Raw genomic sequence first — 834 nt, 5'->3', positions numbered from 1 at the left:
CCGCGGATCAGCTCGGACATCAATGTTGCGCGCTCGCGGGTGTTGCGCGGCGCGCCGTCATCGGCGGCGATCTGGTCGAACAGTTTCAGCGCATCCTGCGTCTTGCCTTCCTTCCAGGCGGAAAGGCCGAGTGCCTCGCGCGCCGTGTGGCGTAGCGTGTTGGTGTCGGATGTCAGCGCCTCGACACGGCTGGAGACGTCGGCAAAGGAACCATGGTCGACGAGCAGCAGTGCTGCCCGCAGCCGCGCCATGTCGCGAATTCCCTGGGGAATGGCCGTATCCGCGGCGACTTCGTCGAAATCCTTGACGGCGGCGGGGACATCGCCCTTGTTCGCTTTGACGGTCGCGCCGCGCATGCGGGCGAGCAGCGGATAGGCGCCGTAGCCATCCTTCTCCAACTGATCGAGCGCAGTCAGCGCCTCATCGTTCTTGCCGTCATTGGCGAGCTTCAGCGCCTGCGAGAACGCATCGCCCGAGCGGTTGGCGCGCGTCTCGTCCCAATAGCGATAGCCGACGAAGGCGGCAGTGCCGAGCACCACGAGGACCGCAACGACAATCAAGGCCGGGCCAAAACGGTCCCACAGCGCCTGTGCCTGCTCGCGACGGATCTCGTCGTTGACTTCACGGATAAAACTGTCGTCGGACATCAATCAAACCATTCCTGCCCGGTCGGGCCCTTTGTCAGCCCGCGTTTTAGCGAAATTTTGCCGGCATGGAAGGGGTTCAACCGGAAAATCGCCTATTGTCCGGGGCAAACGGATGTTTGCCCCGGACAGGCAGCCGAAAAGACCAATCGCACCCACGCCACATTTAGGCGATAGCCGGCTTGCAGAC

The 834-nt window shown here is 63.1% G+C and carries 1 protein-coding gene; it reads right to left on the bottom strand.

The features are described 5' to 3' along the window. Positions 1–647: tetratricopeptide repeat protein (locus EN939_RS36295; RefSeq protein ID WP_127272064.1), on the bottom strand; the 647-nt coding region annotated here is incomplete at its 3' end. Positions 648–834: the final 187 nt, after the last annotated feature.

This window comes from Mesorhizobium sp. M7A.F.Ca.CA.002.05.1.1 (assembly GCF_003998335.1).
Classification (GTDB): Bacteria; Pseudomonadota; Alphaproteobacteria; order Rhizobiales; family Rhizobiaceae; genus Mesorhizobium.
This window is presented reverse-complemented; position numbering and strand designations above follow the sequence as displayed.